Raw genomic sequence first — 18,545 nt, 5'->3', positions numbered from 1 at the left:
CTAAATCTAATTAAATTTTGTTAATTCGCACCATCTCCATTTGCACGTAGCAAAGTGAACTTTGCAATATCCTTACCTAATTTTAAACCTTGTTCGCAATCGCTTCTATAATGAATTCCTCCATATAACCTTGACAAAGATGCTTCGTTTGCCATTGCAGCCAAACTTTCGGATTTTTCTGGCATGATATAAGATAATACTGATGCAGCAGCACCACTAAAAGTAGAATGACCAGAAACATAGGCTGGGAAATTGGGTACTCCAGTTAGTGTTTTAATTTGCGGATTAACTTGACATGGTCTAGGATTAAAGTAATAATATTTGGCATCCCAGCAAGATATTGCTGCATCAAACATAGCCATATTTAGTATTGCCATATTTCTGGCCCATCTAACTTCACTGTAAGATTTATATGCAAATAAGTCTATTGCAATTGCGTTCCAATGTCCTGGAGGGGTATAAGTTCCAACCCCATCTGCCCAAAAAGTAACAGTTCTTAATTGATCCTTTGTTGCATTACTTGCATAATATTTCACTTCGTTAAGCTCTTTTAAAAATATTGCAGAATTTGTAGATGGAGGTGGTATTGGCCTTGTCGCTTTAAATTCTGTACTAGTAATTAAGAATGAATTAACATTGCCAAACATTGGTAGCATTGGAGGTCTCACAGGGTTTTCTAGTGATTTCCAAGGTATTTCACCTCTATCTAGAGCACTTTTTTCTAAAGAAGTCCATATTGTTTGGTTACCTACAGCTGCGCCTGCTCCGTCTGTTGCTGCTCTAGCAATGTATTTTGCCGCCACTTTTTTACCTAGTAAAAAACTTGCTTCAACATCATTTCTAATGCTTATACCAGCTATAATTTTATATTTAATCTGCTCTTCAACCTTTTGTTGGATAAAACTGATTTCTGTTGGAAATAACAGCTTCAGTATTTCTGAACTTACACCAGCTAAAACACCATCTTCTGATGGAAAAGAGCTTAGGTTACTTTTGGGAATTAATACTTTTATGTTAGGGTCATTTGCATAAGCAGGTAAGCTATTAAACTTTTTTTTGTAATACCAGGTGGCTATTAAAGCATCATATTGGGCAGTACTTAAGTATGCGTAAGCTCTTGCCGCATACGGAGGATTGGAAAATGGAAATTCTGGGTTTGCAAATGGATTACTAGCTAACGGGATAGGGTAGGTTCCGTTTTCATTTTGATAAGGTGGGCGATTATGCTTTGCCACCAATTCCTGCATAATTTGGTTCCACCTTAAAACTCCGCCAATGCTCCAGTAGTTGATAAGATCTTGATTTTCTTTAGAAAAATTAGCCTGATAGCTCTTAATCTCATTTATTCCTGTTTTGTATGTTGAAGTATTTATTGCAATTGGTGCATCTATAGCAAACTCATCTGGGCTAGCTAATAAAATAGGCTTCCAACTTCCAGCGTTTTCATCGCCATTTTGTGGGTTTAATTGAGGATAATCTGATGTGCGCTCTGTTATCGCTTTTTTGCATGACAAACAAAAGAAAATATTTATGATACAAATAAAAAGTATATTTTTCATTTTAAATAGTTTTAGGTTTGAAGTGTAGAACATAGAAAAAACCGCCAAAATAAGTTGTCGATTGACCTACGTTTCTGCCATTTATAATGTGATTTGCACCTGCTAAAATGGAAAGGTCAGGCAGCTTACCGAAAGTATATTTGCTGTATACTCCAACCTTTTTAAAATCCATCTTATTACTTGGGAAAGGCATATTGTTTGATGTAATATCAAAGCCACCTCTCGTATTCCATTGTTCAAAATTTAACTCAGCTATTAACCTCGATGAACGATAGCCAGATTTGATGCTATACATTGCTGCATTAGGCATATAAACCTCATTAGTATAATGCATCTCTGTTGTAAAATAGGCAGTTCTTTCTATTTTAATATTTGTTTGATGGATGTATGCTACCGATGGCGTGAAGAATAACTTACCATGTTGAAGATCTCCTAACAGCCTGATAGATGCAGTTTTGCTTTTCAACCCAATGTTTAATGGCATATAATCTGCTGAATAATTTGATGTAGGCATTGAAAAACCGGCAATTGCAAATAGACCAAGCTCATTTTTGCCGAAACTTTTATTTAACGCTAGATATTTTAGGTTAATAGATAGGTCTTGCAAGCCAAGTTGCCCTTTCATTGTACCGGCAGAAGCTTTTGTACTGATATATGGAAGACTAAACATTAAATTAAACTTATTTGTTATGCCGTAATTTCCGTTTATTGAAACTTTTTGGGTATGTATATTTCCAAAGTTTAAGTTTTGCCTTTTAAATTTTCCTTCCCAATAATTATCCCATTGGTTTTCATCAAATCTAATTCCTGTGCATAGATTATGTTTAGACATCATTATCCCGTCTATTTCAGTTTGTGCCCAAATATTAAATGGTGCCAAGAGAAGGTATAAGTATAAAATTTTTTTCATTATATGTGTGATTAACCGCTCAAAGGCTAATTAAAAAAAATAACTAACCTCATAAAATTTAATTTATCAAATTGAGGTAATACCCGAAAATTCAAATAAGCATGCTACGCTCATTTGGATATAAGTGATAATAAGTCAATAAATTATTGATATAACTAGAAAATTTTGGGTGGTAGGTAGGCTAGATTTTTATATCCTGATAAGGGCGATTTTACGATGTCGATGTTTTTAACGTAAGCATGAGCTATTTTGAAAGAGCTTGTATTAGATTTATAAGAAATGATTTCTAAAAAATAACCAATAGTAGCCTTCAATACCTTTTTTACAGGTAATTTTGTTTCTGCTCCAGCATCATTTATTAGTCGCTTTAGATTTTTGCTAAGCTGATTTTTGTTTTTGAGATAATAAATGTAGAGGACATTATCTTTAATTTTCCTTTTAAAAACATGATAATTTTTACCTCCAATTGAAACGTTATTATTTACATATTCCATTTCAGAATCTTCGCTAAATGAATAAATTGAAGCATTTAGCTTAATCACATTAAAAGCATGATCAGGAACATTTTGCATAGAGGTAATCCAGTCTTGTTCTTTTATACTTGCCTCATAGCCATAGTAAATAACCAGATTGCTTAACAAAAGTAAACAGACTGTTTGCATAAGTAAATAATAGGCTATTATCTTTTTCATCAAAAATATTTAGTCTAAGCCTTAACTCAAACTAAAGAGAGGTTTTACATTTGGATTACTGGCTAATCTAATGTTCTGTTTTTAAGCGAAGTACAATCGTTTAAAAAAAATGCTATGAACCCCAACGAAATGGTTTTCGTTTATAATATCAATCAATTAAAGTTATTAAATAAGTTCTCATTTTTTTAAATAGAGACATATGATGCCGAAATCCTTTTCGATAGCTATTAAAAAGGAAATAACTGAAGCGAATAATTTATTGTAATTAATACAACTACTTTGGCTTTCTAATTAAAAAAATATGAGGTCATCAAAAGTTAAATTACTAGTTCTTTTGGCATGTTGGGGAAGCATTTTAAGCAATAAAGGATTACTACCCACTCAATGGAAGAAGCTGAAGATTATTGGAGTAGGTGTTAATAACGAAACAATAATAATCAAAGTAAAATAAGATAGCATTAATCAATCCCAAAGGTTTTCGTTGGCTAAAACTACATTTCCTTGCCACTATTTGGTTTAAATATCTAAAAATCAAATACGTTTGAAGAAGTTACAATATATCTATTAACCAAATATCTCAATTTATGAACAAAAGTTTACTCAAAAGCTTTTTAACCTTGCTATTTATGGCGGTTTCTGGCTTTGCTTATTCCCAAAACGTATCTGGTAAAGTATCAGACAGTGGAGGCCCTTTAATTGGGGTTTCTGTAAAAGAAAAAGGAACCACAAATGGTGTCCAAACAGATGCGACTGGAAATTATGCATTAAAAAATCTACAAAAAAATGCTGTCCTAGTTTTTAGTTACTTAGGATACGCTTCGCAAGAAGTAGCCGTTGCAGGTAAAACGACAATTAATGTTGTTTTAAAAGATGATCAACAAAAACTAGGCGAAGTAATGGTTATTGGTTACGGTACCGTGAAGAAGAAAGACGCTACAGGTGCAGTTGATCAATTAAATAATAAAAGCTTTGACAACGTTGCGGCAGCTTCTCCAGCAGATATTTTGCGTGGTAAAATTGCTGGTGTACAGGTAACCTCAACAAGTGGTGAGCCAGGTGCTGCTGCAAGTATTCGTATTAGAGGTAACTCTTCTATTCGTTCAGGCAATGGCCCTTTAATTGTTGTTGATGGTGTGCCTTTAGATGGTGGTGATATATCTTCTGGTGGTAGTGATATCGGCTTGGGTGGTTCTACAGCAAGAAATCCATTAAACTTTATCAATCAAAATGATATCGAAAGTATGACAATTTTAAAAGATGCGTCATCTACCGCAATATATGGTTCTAGAGGAGCAAACGGGGTTATCATTATTACTACTAAAAAATCTAAATCTAAAGATGCGAAGCTAGAATATGGTAACTCATTTACTTTTAGTTCTTTAGCTAGTAATTTAGAAATGATGACTGCCGATGAATTTGTTGCAAATGGTGGTTCAGATAATGGAAGCAGAAGTTATGATTGGAAAGATGCTGTTTTACAAAATGGAGCCTCGAGTAGTCATGATGTAGCTTTTTCTAAATCTTCAGAAACATCAAGTACTCGTCTTTCATTTGGTTCTTCTGTAAACAAAGGAATTGTTAAAAATACTGGTTTTGATAAATATACTTTTGCTGTTAGTAATAGCAATGAATTTTTAGATGGTATATTAAAAGTTGATGCTAAGTTTAATTATGCTGGCATTAAGGATAAAGCAACTCTAATTACTAGTAACACAGGTTATATTGGTAACGTTATAGGTTCGGCATTATATTGGAATCCATCAACACCAATTTATAAAGCAGATGGCTCTTATAACGTAATTAGTGATACTTACATTAATCCAGTACAATTGCTAAATTCTTATAATGATTATACAAATACGAATAAAGTTGTATCAAATGTAAAATCAACTGTTAAAATTAACAGTCATTTGAATTACCAGTTTTTAGTTGGTATTGAAACATCAAATTCAAATAGAAAATCTGAATTGTTACCAACCATTCAAATTCAGGGTGTTGCACAAGCTACAGCTCCTGGAGCAACATCACCTAAATATGGTACGGCAACTATTGCACCTAACAGTCGTTTTAATAAAACATTTGAGCATACGTTAAATTATAACAATTCATTTTCTGATAATTTTGTTTTTGATGCAGTCGCTGGTTATTCATATTATGATTATCGCGGATCAGGTAGTTTTTCAAGTGGTAGGGGCTATGATGCAGCTCAGGTTAACTTAATTGATAATATCGAGGGTGGTTTACAAAATGAATTTAGATCAGCTTCTGATAGATATAGATATGAAGTTCAATCTTATTTCTTAAGAGCAAATGCAACTTTATATAAAAAATTCTTAGTGACAGCTACTATTCGTAGAGATGGATCATCTAAATTAGGTGAAAACAGTAAATACGGTAACTTCCCTGCTTTAGGATTAGGTTATAAAGTTGTTGAGGGTCAGAATGGATTATTAAACTCACTTAAGATCAGAGGTACTTATGGTATTACTGGTAATCAAGAGTTTCCAACAAACCAAGCAATCAGTAGAGCATCCTACGGCTTAAATGGTGCTTTAAATGTTGATGTAAGTGCAAATCCTGATTTAAAATGGGAAACTACTACATCACAAGGCGCTGGTATTGATTTTGCATTGTTAGATAATAAATTAACTGGCTCATTAGATTATTTTAGAAGAAGTACTAAAGATCTTATTTTTCCAGTTCCAGCTGCTTCACAACAACCTGGACCTCCATCGCCAAGATTTGTTAACCTTCAAGGAAACTTGATTAATACAGGTGTTGAAGTTTCGTTAAATTATAAAGTTATAGCTAACAAAGATTTTAACTGGGATATTTCTGCTAATGCTTCTTTCTTGAGCAATAAAATGACAGATTTCACTGGTTTTATCCTTGCAGGTGCATTGCATGGTCAGGGTTTAACTGATGGAAATGCTCAAGTTATTACCAATAATGAGCCAATATATAGCTATTATATGTATGATTTTAAAGGTTATGCGGCTAATGGCGCATCAATTTATACTGATGCTTCAGGAAGTGATGTTAACCTAAGTTTAGCTTCTAAAAAGCTGGTAGGTAAACAAGCATTGCCAAAAATGAACTTAGGTTTTTCTTCTAGCATGTCTTATAAAAACTTTGATGCAGCAGTTTCTTTCTATGGTGCATTCGGACATTATTTGTATAACAACACAGCAAATGCTTATTTCTTTAAAGGTGCTTACTTAGGCGGAAGAAACGTGCCATTGAGTGTAGCTACTTCAGCTCAATCTCAAGGTGATCCAAACTCGCCTTCAACTAAGTTTTTAGAAAAAGGTGATTTCTTACGTATGGGTAACTTAACTTTTGGTTATACATATACAGGTCAAGCATTAGAGAAACTTAAAATTAAATCAGCACGCTTCTTTGTGAATGGACAGAACCTATTGTTATTTACCAACTACAGCGGATTTGACCCTGAGGTAAATACTGATAAAACTTTAAACGGTGTGCCTTCTGCTGGTATTGATTACTTATCATACCCTCGTTCAAAAGCAGTAAGCTTCGGTCTTAATGTTACATTTTAATTTTTAAACAAGATGAAAAGAAATAACTTAATAAAAACTTTTTTATTTGTAGGTGTAATTGCCATGAGCTGTTCAAAACTTGATGAACAGGTGTTGGACGGTGCTGCCTACAAAAGTGGTAGCTCTGGGTCTGTTAACACTGCTGCATTATTAACTTCATGCTATAATGGACTTAGAGGCTTTATGGATCAAGATAAAATGTTTGCATTAGAAGAAATGTCAACAGATTTACTAGCAGGGCCAACTAGAGGTGGGGATTGGGATGACAATGGTAAATGGCGTCAAATTCATACCCTTACATGGGCACCAGATAATATAGAAATAAGAAATGCTTGGAACTCTCTATTATCAAATATTTACAACTGTAATTTAGTGATAGAAAATAGTTCTGTAGCTGCCGAAGTAACAGAAGCAAGATTTTTAAGAGCTTTTTATACTTTCTACATGATAGATTTGTATGGTCAAGTGCCTTACAGACCTGCTGGTTCAAATGCTTTAGATGATCCAAAGGTTTATACACGTAATGAAGCTGTGACTTTTGCTATAGCTGAACTGGAAGCAGTTGTTGCAAATTTACCAAACAGAACAACTGGAGATGCAAGTAAAGCAAATAAAGATGCTGCTCGCTTTTTGTTAGCTAAACTTTATTTGAATAAAGGAGTATATGCAAATGCAGCTGCACCAACTTTTGCAGCAGCTGATATGACCAAAGTTATACAGAATATAGATGCATTAACAAGCTCTTTAAACTCAACTGGCGTGGCAGGTTCGGGTGATGCATATTGGGCTAATTTTTCTCCAAATAACAACATATCAAACGAAATTATCTTCTCTGGTAAAAACTCAAGAGGTGGTGAAGGCGGTGGTATACAATCTCGTTGGAGAATGGGAACGCATTATAACCAAACTCCTGGAGGTTGGAATGGTTTTACATCGGTAGCTGAATTTTATAATACATTTAGTGCTACAGATAAGAGAGCAAAATATTCTACACCAGCTATTATTAGCAGCATTGGAAATCCAGTAGGATTAAATATTGGCCAAATGTATGCACCAGGTGGTGTTACTCCATTGAAAGATAGAAATGGCGCACCATTAGTTTATACTGCAGAATTAACCTTAATTACCGGTGGAGCAACTTTAGAAACAGCAGGTATTCGTGGAATGAAATATATTCCTGATGCTGCCAATTTAGATGCGCCAGATAACGACTACGTTTTAATGCGTCATTCTGATGCGTTGTTAATGAAAGCCGAAGCAATATTAAGAGGTGGTAGTGGAACAATAGGAACAGCTTTAAGTGATATTGCAACTAGAGTTGGAGCTACTGCACCTGCTAATACTTTAGATGGCATTTATGCTGAAAGAGGTAGAGAGCTTTGGTTTGAAGGTTGGAGAAGAAATGACATGATTAGATTTGGTAAATTTTTGAGCGCTAGAGCTTTAAAACCATCTACTTCAGATGTTAAATATCTATTATATCCAATTCCAGCGGATGCGTTGTTTAATCAAAACTTAAAACAAAACCCTGGTTATTAATACTGATTTCTTGAAAATGGAATAAAGAGGGTGTAAAATGCCCTCTTTGTTTTTAAATCATATCTGCCATTATTTGAACATCTTTACTTCCCACAAGATTAGCTAAATTAAAATGCGCATAAAGTTCCCTTTGTTATTTGCCCTCGGATTTATTTTTTTAGGATGTAACCAAATAACCCAAAACCAAGACACGCTATTTTCAAAAATGGAATTGTCTGAAACCGGTATTAATTTCACCAATGAGGTAATTAATAAAGAAAATATGAATATTTTCAAATACCGGAATTTCTATAATGGTGGGGGTGTTGCAATTGGCGATATAAACAATGATGGTTTAGCAGATATTTTTTTCACTGCAAATCAGGGAGAGAACAAACTCTACTTAAATAAAGGGAAATTCAAATTTGAAGACATCTCTGTCAAATCAGGAATAGTGATAGATAAGGCATGGTCTACTGGAGTTGTAATGGTAGATATTAATGCAGATGGTTTGTTGGATATCTTTGTTTGTAATGCTGGAAATGGCATAGATAAGGAAAGGAAAAACCAACTATTGATTAATAATGGAAATTTAACATTCACAAATAAAGCAGAAGAATATCAATTGTCGGAAACTGGTATCACAACCCATGCAGCTTTTTTTGACTACGATAAAGACGGTGATTTAGACTGCTATATTTTGAACAATAGCTTTATTCCTGTGAGTAGTTTAAATTATTCAAATAAAAGAGAGCTAAGAGATAAAGATTGGAATGTACCAGAAATTTTAAAAGGTGGCGGCGATAAATTGTTGAGAAACGACAATGGTAAGTTTGTTGATGTAAGTGAAAAATCTGGAATTTACGGAAGCTTAATAGGCTTTGGTTTAGGTGTTACCGTAGGCGATGTAAATGGGGATCTTTACCCTGATATTTATATTTCAAACGATTTTTACGAACGCGATTATCTATACATTAACAATAAAAACGGTACCTTTTCTGAACAGATCCAAAACTGGACGACTCATATCAGCCAATCGGCAATGGGTGCAGACATGGCAGACATTAATAATGATGGTAAAGCAGATATTTTTGTAACCGACATGCTGCCAGAGCCTGATGAAAGGCTAAAAACAACTACAAGCTTTGATAATTATGATCTATTCAATCGAAAACTTAGTTTAGATTTCTACAATCAGTACATGCAAAACACACTGCAGGTAAATGATGGCACAAACAAATTTAATGAAATAGCAAACTTTTCAGGTGTAGCTAAAACAGACTGGAGTTGGGGAGCGCTCCTTTTTGATATGAATAATGATGGTTACAAAGATATTTATGTTTCCAACGGCATTTATCACGATTTAACCAATCAAGATTTTGTTGATTTTTTCGCGAATGATCTCCTGCAAAAAATGGTAATTACTGGCAAAAAGGACGATATGCAAAGTATTATCGATAAAATGCCAAGTACACCTGTTGCCAATTATGCTTTCATGAATAATAAAAATTTAACATTTACCAACAAAGCAGAAAATTGGGGCTTGTCTGTACCAAGTTTTTCTAATGGCTCAGCCTACGGCGATTTAGATAATGATGGCGATTTAGACTTAGTGGTAAATAATGTAAATATGCCAGCTTTTATATATCGAAATAATTCAGAAAAAGTAAAAGATAACCACTTTATTAAAGTTAAGCTTACTGGAGAAGGAAAAAATACATTTGCAGTTGGAGCAGTTGTTTCTGTTTTTGCTGGTAAAGAAATACTTAGACAAGAACTAATGCCTACAAGAGGATTTCAATCTTCGATAGATTATACAATGACATTTGGGTTAGGTAAAATGAAAGTAGACTCGCTACAAGTGATATGGCCAAATGGAAAATTCGAAACTATTAATAAGGTTAAGCTAAATACATCATTATCATTGCGAATGGGCGATGCTAAAATGGTTTATCAACCTAAAAAAACAAATTTTAAACCTTTATTAAAAGAGCAAAACACATCATTATTGGCGCATAAAGAAAACGACTATATCGATTTTGATTACGAGGGAATAGTTTCTAAAATGATATCTCAAGAAGGTCCAGCAATAGCTATTGCAGATTTTAATGGAGATGGAAATGAAGATGTTTTTATCGGTGGTGCAAAAGGTTTTCCAGGCAATATATATATGAACAAAGGAGCCTCCGGCTTTACGCCTACCAAACAACAAGATCTAATTAATGATGCTCTTTATGAGGATGTTGCCGCAACTGCTTTTGATGTAAATGGCGATGGTTTTATAGATCTAATGGTGGGTTCTGGTGGAAATGAAAAGGCTGATGCCGCGACATATCTAAATCGAATTTACCTGAATAATGGAAAGGGAATTTTTACTAAATCTTCACAGCAAACTCCATCGACCAACACAAACGTTGCCGTAATTGCTCCATGTGATTTTGATGGCGATGGAGATACAGATGTTTTTATCGGAAGTAGAAGTGTACCTGGTGTTTATGGCATTAACCCTAAGCAAATGTTATTAACTAATGATGGAAAAGGAAATTTTACTGATGTTACTGAAAAGATGGCTTATAAGCTTAAAGATATTGGTATGGTAACGGATGCAGTTTGGGAAGATGTTGATAATGATAATAAAAAAGACTTGATTTTAGTTGGGGAATGGATGGCTCCAACCATTTTGAAAAATACAGGTAGGAGGTTGGCTGAATTTAAAACAAACCTTAACAACGAAATGGGTTTTTGGAATGCAGTTGTATGTGTGGATTTAAATAATGATGGTAAAAAAGATTTTGTGTTTGGCAATAAGGGAACAAACACATCTTATAAGTGTAATAAAAGTGCTCCAATGAAATTATTTGTGAACGATTTTGATAACAATGGTACCATAGAGCAAATTGGCACGCAAACCTTAGATAATAAAGATATGCCTTTACACTTAAAAAGTGAGTTGGCTAAACAAATTCCATCCATTAAAAAGAAAAATCTTAATTATTCAGCATATGCTAAAAAATCTATTCAAGAGCTTTTTTCTACTGAAGTAATTGCTAATTCTATAAGAAAGATAGCCAATATTCAGGAGAGTATTGTAGCTATTAATGAAGGAAATGGTAAATTTAAGATCAAAGCCTTGCCTAAAGAAGCACAGTTTTCTACAGTCAATGCAATTTTGGCAAGTGACCTAAATAATGATGGTAATGTTGACCTTATTTTAGGTGGTAATCAATATGAATTTAAACCACAATATGGAAGACTTGATGCAAGTTTTGGCACTATCCTTTTAGGAAGTAAAACCGCTGATTTTACTTTTCTCCCAGCTGATCAATCAGGTGTATTGGTAAATGGTAAAGTAAAAGCAATTAAAAACATCTCCAACAAAAATAAAAAAAGCAACATTTTAATGGTGTTAAACAATAACAAACCTAAAATTTTTAAAAGCAATGAATAGATTTTTTAAAATTTTAATAGGGGGTATGTTATTGTTGGCTTGCAATAACAAGGAAGAAAAATTATTTACTGAGCTAGCTGTTAAAGATACCAACCTAAATTTCATCAACCAGTTAGATAGTGCTAAAAATATTTCAATATTAGATTATCTATATTATTATAATGGTGGTGGTGTAGCGCTTGGAGATATCAATAACGATGGCTTGGTTGATATTTATTTTAGCGCTAATCAGGGTAAAAACAAACTTTTTTTAAATAAAGGAAATAATAAATTTCAGGATATTACCGAAAAAGCCGGCGTAGAAGGACAAAGCGATTGGAATACCGGTACCATTATGGCCGATGTTAATGGTGATGGATTTTTGGATATATACGTTTGTGCTGTTGTTGGTATAAATGGCTTTGAAGGCCATAATGAGTTATTTATAAATAATAGAGATAACACGTTTACTGAAAGTGCAGCAGAATATCACTTAGATTTAGATAATTATAGTTCTTCGGCGGCCTTCTTTGATTATGATTTAGATGGAGATTTAGATATGTATTTGCTAAATCATGCAGTACATTCTGAGCTTTCTTATGGCAATAAAGATATTCGAAACAAACGCAGTTATGAATGTGGTGATAAATTATTTCGCAATGATAACGGGAAATTTACCGATGTAAGCGAAAAGGCAGGAATATATGGAGGTATAAATGGCTACGGATTAGGTATTGCCGTTTCAGATTTTAATCAAGATGGCTATCCAGATCTTTATGTGAGTAACGATTTTCACGAAGATGATTATTACTACATAAATAATGGCGACGGTACTTTTACTGAAGATATTAAAGGACATTTCGGTCATACAAGTAGGTTTTCGATGGGCTTAGATGTAGCAGATGTCAATCATGATAGTTATCCTGATATCATGACACTGGATATGTTGCCCGAAAACGAAAAGGTACTTAAATCTTCATTAGGCGATGATAATGTGCAAATGTTGAAAATGCGAACCGAAAAATTAGGTTATCATTTTCAATATACACGCAATATGCTACAGCTTAATCAAGGTGGTAATCAGTTTGTTGAGTGTGCCTTAATGAGTGGTGTTGCTGCAACAGATTGGAGTTGGAGTACGCTGTTTGCAGATTTTAACCAAGATGGTGAACAAGATGTTTTTGTTGCAAATGGAATTCCAAAACGACCAAACGACTTAGATTACGTTAAATATTACTCTAGTAATGAGGTTAAAACTAAATTACATTCTACAAAATTGCTAGATAAGCAGGCACTTAAATTGATGCCTGAAGGCAAGGTAAATAACTACATTTTTGAAGGTGGAAGTGATTTAAAGTTCACCAATAGATCTAGCACATGGTTGCCGGATAATCCAAATTTTAGTAACGGAAGCGCTTATGGCGATTTAGATAATGATGGCGATTTAGATTTGGTAACAAATAACTTAAATAGTTTAGCAACAATCTATGGCAATCAAACCAATAAAAAATCAAATTGTTTAAAAATCAAATTAAGTTTTGAAGGGAAAAATACTTTTGGAATTGGAACAAAAGTTATTGCTTATGTTAAAGGCAAACAACAATATAAAGAACTGCAAACTACAAGAGGATTTCAATCATCATCCGAGCCAATCATTCATTTTGGTTTAAAAAATGAAAAAAATGTAGACTCTATACTAATCATTTGGCCAGATAGAACTTGCCAAACTTTAAAAAATGTAAAGGCAAATCAAACTTTAACAATCAAACCATTAAAAGGTAGAAAAAGCTTTGATTATAAATTATTCCATCAGCAAGCAAAACAGTTTTTTAAAAAAGTAGACAATAACCTAGGTGTTGATTTTGTGCACCAAGAGAATGATTATGTTGATTTTATTTACCAAAAACTAATACCTTATCAACGTAGTGATAGAGGTCCGGCTACTGCCATTGGCGATTTAAATGGCGATGGTAAAGATGATATTTTCTTTGGAGGCGCTAAAGAAATCTCATCGCAAATTTATCTTCAAACACCACATGGATTTGCTAAAAAGGAGTTTAAAGGAGTAATCCAAGATGCAATTTATGAAGATGCAAGTGCGGTAATTGGTGATTTCAACAACGATAAATTAAATGACTTATTTGTAGCATCTGGTGGTGGGCAAAACGCTGCTGATCTTCAATCTAGATTATACTTTCAAAATAATTCCAATTTGGTTAAATCCAATTTGCCAGAAATTGCGCAAAATGCAGCTGTGGTTAAGGTGTTTGATTATGATAAAGACGGAGATTTAGATCTTTTTGTCGGCAATAATTCTAGAAACAACAAATTTGGCAGTGAGCCTGATTGTTATCTGTTAAATAATAAAAATGGCGTTTTTACATTGGCGCAAGGTAAAGTTTTTGAAAAAATAGGAATGGTTACCGATGCAGTATTTACTGATTTTAATAATGATGGAAATACTGATTTAATTGTGGTTGGTGAATGGATGCAGCCTACTTTTTTTGCTAATAAACAAGGGAAGTTTGTGAATGTTACCAACGATTTGTTGCCTAAAAACACGAATGGCTTATGGCAATCTATTTGTCCTTTTGATATTGATGAAGATGGAGACCTTGATTATTTGCTTGGAAATTGGGGTTTAAATTCAAAGTTTAAGGCATCAGCTGAGTTCCCAATGAAAATGTATTTCGATGATTTTGATACCAACGGCAGCTATGAAACAATTGTAACTGTTGCAACCGATGGCAAGTATTATACCACAATGGGGTTAGATGAATTAGCCGAACAGCTGAGCGGCTATGTTAAAAAGAAATTCAATAACTACAAAAATTTTGCAGGCAAATCTGTTGAAGAAATTTTCGGTTTAAATGCACTTCAAAAGGCAAAATTGTATCAAGTTCATACCCTCCAATCTGGTTATCTAAAAAACCATAATGGCAAATTTAGCTTTGTGCCATTTGAGAATAAAATGCAGCTAGCTCCAATTACCGCATTTACAAAAATCAAAAAAGATAAAGGCGAAATGGTATTAGCCGCTGGTAATTATTTTGGCGTTTCACCATATCATAGTAGGTTTGATAGCTTCGCTGGAGCCTTAATCTTAAATCAAAAAACAATATTAATGGGAAATGAAATAGGAATTGACCTTTCGAGAAAAGTAGTCAAACACCTCGATCTTGTTAATATTAACAATAAAAAATATGTTTTAGTAACCATTAATAGCCAGCCTGCTCAATTTTATGAAATACTTTAAATCAACTACAGTTAGCTTTCATTGTTTTCTTGTTTATGGTTTTCAGCGTTCGCTTTTTAAAAACTTGATATAAAAATTATATCCCAAATATGAAATTTAAACAGTTCATTTATTTATCAATCACAATCCTTGCGGTGGGGTGTAAAAACACAAAATCTATTGTAGTTACACCTCAAGATTACCAGGCATCAATTGATAATGTAACTCAAATTATTATACATGATATCTTTTCTCCACCTGTTGCAAGTAGAATTTACACCTATCCAAATATTGCTGCATTTGAGGTAATTGCTCAACATAGCAAAAAGTATAAAAGTTTACAGAAGCAGTTAAATGGATTAGATTCTATTCCAATAATGGATGAAAAAACCGGTATAAATAAAAATGTTGCAGCCTTGGTGGCGCATTTAGAAGTAAGTAAAGCATTGGTGTTTTCAGAAGAAAACATAGAGATATACCGAGATAGTTTATACAGTTCTTGGAAACAGATCAATGAACATGAATTTGAAGTTTCTAAAGTTTATGGATTACAAGTTGCCGATCATATAAAGAAATGGATGGCAAAGGATAATTATAAACAAACTCGTACAATGCCAAAATTCTCGGTATTTAATAGTCAACCCGGAAGATGGCAGCCAACTCCGCCTGCATATATTGAAGCTGTTGAGCCAAATTGGAGAGAAATAAGAACCTTGGTACTTGATTCAGCTGCTCAGTTTAAACCATCTGCTCCTTATGCATTTTCAACCGATAAAAACTCTCCATTTTTTAAACAGGTAATGGAAGTATATCAAATAGATAAAAAAATAAGAGCAATTGGTGATAGCTCAAATGAAATTGCAATTGCACAGTTTTGGGATTGCAATCCGTATGTAACTGTTAACCAAGGTCATTTGATGTTTGCTAAAAAGAAGATTACCCCAGGTGGACATTGGATGGGAATAACAAAAATTGCTTGCAAAACCGCAAAGGCAGATTTTGAAAAAACTATTTACGCTTATACAGTTACTTCAATTGGTTTATTTGATGCTTTTATTAGCTGTTGGGATGAAAAATATAGAAGCAATGTTGTTAGACCAGAAACCGTAATCAATAAAAATATTGATGAAAACTGGATGCCAATTTTGCAAACACCACCATTTCCAGAATATCCAAGTGGCCATTCTGTGGTTTCTACATGTTCGGCAAGTTTGCTTTCATCTGTTTTTGGAGAGAATTTTAATTATTTAGATGATTCTGAAAAAGCTTATGGACTTCCAGACAGACAATTTAAATCATTTAAAGAAGCGGCAAAAGAAGCCGCAATAAGTAGATTTTATGGAGGCATCCATTACAGGGCGGCTATAGAGAATGGAATTGTGCAAGGTAAAGATATTGGTGATTACATTGTTTCAAGAGTTAAATTTTTAAAATAACTATGAAAGATAAAAAATATCTTATTGGCCTTTTGTTAATTATTGTACTGTTTTTAACATGGTATCTTTTTCTAAAGGAAAGTGATTTTCAGGTATTTTTTAACGTTAAAACGTCAACTGGTACTGTTTTTCAAGGCGTGCAAGAAATGACTGCAGTGTTGTCTAAAAAACAGCAAACAAAATTAATTACTCAAGAAAAATATAAACTAATTGAAGTAGAAGTGGATAAAGATGAAACTGGTTTTATCTATGAGTGGAATTTTAAATCTATAAATGATTCATTAACTACGGTTACCGTAAATATTACCGAAAAAAACAGAAGCATCTACAATCGCCTTACGGTTCCATTTTTTAACACAGATTTTAAGAAGCAACAATTACAATTTGTTAAAGATTTTAGAGATGAGCTAAATCGCCATTTAGCAAAGTTTAATGTAAAAGTAATTGGCGAACGCAGTTTTACAAAAGTTAGGGTTGCTTACATTAACCTACAAAGTATACAACAAGAAAAAGCACAAACAATGATTGGTAATGATGCCATCATAACCGAATTTTTGCATCGTAACAAAATTAAAATTAAGGGTACTCCTTATCTCGAAGTTTTAAATTGGGATCAAAAAACAGAAAAATTAAATTTTAATTATTGTTTTCCTATCGACGAAACACAGCCTGAAATTGAAGATAAAAATATAAGATTTAAATATTTACCAGCCCAAAAAGGCTTGGAAGCTATTTATCATGGTAATTACCGCACTTCAGATAGAGCTTGGTTTGCATTGATTGACTATGCAGAACGTAATAATATCCAAATAAACAACAAACCTATTGAACATTTTTTTGCCAATCCATTTAACGGTGGGGATGAATTAAGTTGGGAAACTAAAATCATCATACCTTTTACTAAATAACGCCTTATGAAAATTAAATTAAGCTTTTGGCAAATCTTAAATATGAATGTTGGATTTTTCGGCATTCAATATAGTTTTGGCCTGCAGCAAAGTGCAGTAAATCCCATTTACGATTTTTTGGGGGCTTCTCCAGATCAAATTCCTATCCTTAATCTGGCAGGACCTGTTACTGGTTTGTTAGTTCAGCCACTTATTGGTGCCTTAAGTGATAAGACTTGGCATCCAAAATGGGGACGCAGAAAACCCTATTTTTTGGTAGGAGCAATACTTTGTAGTTTAGCGCTTTTTGCATTTCCTTTTAGCAGTGCTTTATGGATGGCTGCAGGGTTGTTATGGATTTTAGATGTTGGAAATAATACAGCAATGGAACCTTATAGAGCTTTTGTTGCTGATAAGCTAGATGAAGAACAACAACCCATTGGCTTTCAAATGCAGAGTTTTTTTACGGGCTTTGGCCAATTTCTTTCTTATATCTCTCTGTTTATTTTTCCATTAATATTTATAGGTAAAACAGGATCGTTGCCAAATTGGGTTTATGCTTCGTTTTTTCTTGGTGCAGTTTTGTCTATTGCATCAGTATTATGGAGCGTTAAAACTACTCCAGAAATTCCTCCTACAGAAGAAGAAATAAAAACGTTAAGAGAAAAGAAATTTAGTTACCTCACTCCAATAACAGAAATATGGGAGGCCGTTTTGGAAATGCCGAAAGTAATGTGGCAACTATTTCTAGTTTATTTCTTTCAATGGTTCGCTCTAATGTGTTATTGGCAAAACAATTCAAAAAGCATTGCTTTATCAGTATGGAATACCACCCCAAAAAATACTTTACTTTATGAAGAAGCAGTGGGTTGGAGCGGATTAATTGGTGCATTTGGATTTGTTGTAACTTTCTCCATTGCCTTTTATTTGGCCAGGCTCTCAAAAAAAATCGGCCCAAATATTGTTCATATGGTTTGCTTATTGTTAACTGGAATTTCGTTTTTGGCTTTCCCTTTAATTACTAATAAATTTGTGCTTTTTCTACCCATAATAGGCTATGGCATAGGCTGGGCTAGTATTATGGGCATTCCTTATTTAATGGTTGTTTCCGAAATCCCTAAAGAAAGGTATGGTGTTTACATGGGCATTATAAATATGATGATTGTTATCCCTATGATTATTCAAAACCTATCTTTTGGCTTTATACTTAAACATTTTTTACATAATGATGCAAGGTTAGCTGTAAATTTTGCAGGTGTTTTGTTATTAATGGCTTCTGTTTGCACCCTATTCATTAAACCTAAAAAGACATTTAGTTAGT

The 18,545-nt window shown here is 33.5% G+C and carries 10 protein-coding genes; 7 read left to right on the top strand and 3 right to left on the bottom strand.

Annotation, left to right across the window (positions count from 1 at the left end):
- Window positions 1-20: 20 nt before the first annotated feature.
- The 3 genes from AC07XU_RS00610 to AC07XU_RS00600 all read right to left on the bottom strand — a co-directional run bounded on the left by AC07XU_RS00610 (window position 21) and on the right by AC07XU_RS00600 (window position 3,161).
- Entirely contained in the window at window positions 21-1,559 is a 1,539-nt protein-coding gene (locus tag AC07XU_RS00610) for a vanadium-dependent haloperoxidase (RefSeq protein ID WP_494941695.1), read from the bottom strand.
- Between the two features lies 1 nt (window position 1,560).
- Window positions 1,561-2,469, bottom strand: coding sequence for a hypothetical protein (locus AC07XU_RS00605; RefSeq protein WP_494941694.1), 909 nt, complete (start codon window positions 2,467-2,469; stop codon window positions 1,561-1,563).
- A gap of 155 nt (window positions 2,470-2,624) precedes the next feature.
- Window positions 2,625-3,161, bottom strand: coding sequence for a hypothetical protein (locus tag AC07XU_RS00600; RefSeq protein ID WP_494941693.1), 537 nt, complete (start codon window positions 3,159-3,161; stop codon window positions 2,625-2,627).
- 584 nt (window positions 3,162-3,745) lie between these two features.
- On the opposite strand from AC07XU_RS00600, the gene AC07XU_RS00595 reads away from it, so the two are divergent.
- The 7 genes from AC07XU_RS00595 to AC07XU_RS00565 all read left to right on the top strand — a co-directional run bounded on the left by AC07XU_RS00595 (window position 3,746) and on the right by AC07XU_RS00565 (window position 18,544).
- Window positions 3,746-6,721, top strand: a complete 2,976-nt coding sequence (locus tag AC07XU_RS00595) for a SusC/RagA family TonB-linked outer membrane protein (protein WP_494941692.1) — start codon at window positions 3,746-3,748, stop codon at window positions 6,719-6,721.
- Between the two features lie 12 nt (window positions 6,722-6,733).
- Window positions 6,734-8,260 carry a RagB/SusD family nutrient uptake outer membrane protein gene (locus AC07XU_RS00590; RefSeq protein WP_494941691.1) on the top strand — a complete coding sequence of 509 codons (1,527 nt, stop codon included), beginning with the start codon at window positions 6,734-6,736 and terminating at the stop codon, window positions 8,258-8,260.
- A gap of 205 nt (window positions 8,261-8,465) precedes the next feature.
- Entirely contained in the window at window positions 8,466-11,687 is a 3,222-nt protein-coding gene (locus AC07XU_RS00585; protein ID WP_494941690.1) for a VCBS repeat-containing protein, read from the top strand.
- On the top strand, window positions 11,680-14,922 hold the full coding sequence (locus tag AC07XU_RS00580) for a VCBS repeat-containing protein (RefSeq protein WP_494941689.1): 3,243 nt from the start codon (window positions 11,680-11,682) through the stop codon (window positions 14,920-14,922). The genes AC07XU_RS00585 and AC07XU_RS00580 overlap by 8 nt, the downstream gene beginning before the upstream one ends.
- Before the next feature lie 89 nt (window positions 14,923-15,011).
- Window positions 15,012-16,337: a vanadium-dependent haloperoxidase gene (locus AC07XU_RS00575; RefSeq protein ID WP_494941688.1), complete on the top strand. Its 1,326-nt coding sequence runs from the start codon at window positions 15,012-15,014 to the stop codon at window positions 16,335-16,337.
- Window positions 16,338-16,339: 2 nt separating this feature from the next.
- Window positions 16,340-17,245, top strand: a complete 906-nt coding sequence (locus AC07XU_RS00570; RefSeq protein WP_494941687.1) for a GyrI-like domain-containing protein — start codon at window positions 16,340-16,342, stop codon at window positions 17,243-17,245.
- A gap of 6 nt (window positions 17,246-17,251) precedes the next feature.
- On the top strand, window positions 17,252-18,544 hold the full coding sequence (locus AC07XU_RS00565) for an MFS transporter (protein ID WP_494941686.1): 1,293 nt from the start codon (window positions 17,252-17,254) through the stop codon (window positions 18,542-18,544).
- The last annotated feature ends 1 nt before the right edge of the window (window position 18,545 follow it).

The sequence above is a fragment of the Pedobacter sp. GW456-11-11-14-TSB4 genome, from assembly GCF_059424425.1.
Note: the sequence above shows the minus strand (reverse complement) of the source record. Positions and strands in the feature narration are given on the sequence as shown.

Bases quoted from the DNA above. Each gene is read 5' to 3' on its own strand.
- AC07XU_RS00575 (WP_494941688.1), top strand. From the start codon at position 15,012: ATGAAATTTAAACAGTTCATTTATTTATCAATCACAATCCTTGCGGTG.
- AC07XU_RS00590 (WP_494941691.1), top strand. From the start codon at position 6,734: ATGAAAAGAAATAACTTAATAAAAACTTTTTTATTTGTAGGTGTAATT.
- AC07XU_RS00605 (WP_494941694.1), bottom strand. From the start codon at position 2,469: ATGAAAAAAATTTTATACTTATACCTTCTCTTGGCACCATTTAATATT.
- AC07XU_RS00585 (WP_494941690.1), top strand. From the start codon at position 8,466: ATGGAATTGTCTGAAACCGGTATTAATTTCACCAATGAGGTAATTAAT.
- AC07XU_RS00610 (WP_494941695.1), bottom strand. From the start codon at position 1,559: ATGAAAAATATACTTTTTATTTGTATCATAAATATTTTCTTTTGTTTG.
- AC07XU_RS00570 (WP_494941687.1), top strand. From the start codon at position 16,340: ATGAAAGATAAAAAATATCTTATTGGCCTTTTGTTAATTATTGTACTG.
- AC07XU_RS00565 (WP_494941686.1), top strand. From the start codon at position 17,252: ATGAAAATTAAATTAAGCTTTTGGCAAATCTTAAATATGAATGTTGGA.
- AC07XU_RS00595 (WP_494941692.1), top strand. From the start codon at position 3,746: ATGAACAAAAGTTTACTCAAAAGCTTTTTAACCTTGCTATTTATGGCG.
- AC07XU_RS00580 (WP_494941689.1), top strand. From the start codon at position 11,680: ATGAATAGATTTTTTAAAATTTTAATAGGGGGTATGTTATTGTTGGCT.
- AC07XU_RS00600 (WP_494941693.1), bottom strand. From the start codon at position 3,161: ATGAAAAAGATAATAGCCTATTATTTACTTATGCAAACAGTCTGTTTA.